The sequence below is a fragment of the Mesorhizobium sp. M0808 genome, from assembly GCF_040320025.1.
Classification (GTDB): Bacteria; Pseudomonadota; Alphaproteobacteria; order Rhizobiales; family Rhizobiaceae; genus Mesorhizobium.
This window is the reverse complement of the sequence record NZ_JAMYOX010000127.1, coordinates 1-767: the sequence shown is the minus strand read 5'-3', so window position 1 is coordinate 767 and position 767 is coordinate 1. Positions and strand designations below refer to the sequence as shown.

The 767-nt window shown below is 68.8% G+C and carries 1 protein-coding gene; it reads right to left on the bottom strand.

Going from position 1 to position 767, the window contains the following annotated elements:
* Nucleotides 1–759: IS66 family transposase (locus NKI25_RS36280; protein WP_353000977.1), on the bottom strand; the 759-nt coding region annotated here is incomplete at its 3' end.
* Nucleotides 760–767 lie beyond the last annotated feature (8 nt).

Genomic DNA, 767 nt, shown 5'->3' with positions numbered 1-767 from the left:
CAGCGGCATCAGCGCCGCGACGCCGGCGCCGACCTGGTCGGCGAGCGTCGACAGGCTGAGCGGCACGCCTTCGCGGGCATAGCGTTCAGCCTGGCGGTTGAGGGGCTGATGCTGGCCGAACTTCTCGAACAGGATCATCGCCAGCAGGCCGGGACCGGCCCAGCCGCGCGGGGTGGCGTGGAACGGCGCCGGAGCCTGGCTGATCGCCTCGCAGTCGCGGCAGGTGAACTTCTCCCGCACGTGCTGGATCACCTTCCATTGCCGCGGCACCACCTCCAGCGTCTCGGTGATATCCTCACCCAGCCTGCGCAGCCGATGACCGCCGCAGCAGTGGCAAGCGGTCGGCGCCGGCTCGACCACGCGTTCGCGCGGCAGGTGCTCGGGAAATGGCTGGCGCGCCGGTCGTTTGCGCACATAAGGCGCCACCTCGGTGGTCCGCGCCGCTGCCTGTTCGGCGGCGATCTCGTCTTCCGTTGCCGTGCTCTCGAGTTCCTCGAAGGTGAGTTCCATCTGGTCGTGCAGGCGGGCGGCACGTTCAGAACTTTGACCATGCAGCGCCCGCTGCAGCTTCCGGATCGTCAGATCCTGATGTGCGATCAGCGCCGCATCATCCGATGCCTTGGCCCTGGCGACCGCCAGTTCGGCCTCGACCAGCGCAGCGCGTGCGGCCTCGTCTTCGGCTCTGGCCAGCGCCGCGGTCAGCGCTGCTCTCAGCGCGCCAATATCGTCCGGAACAGCATCCTGGGCGGTGGCAACCATGCCCTGGA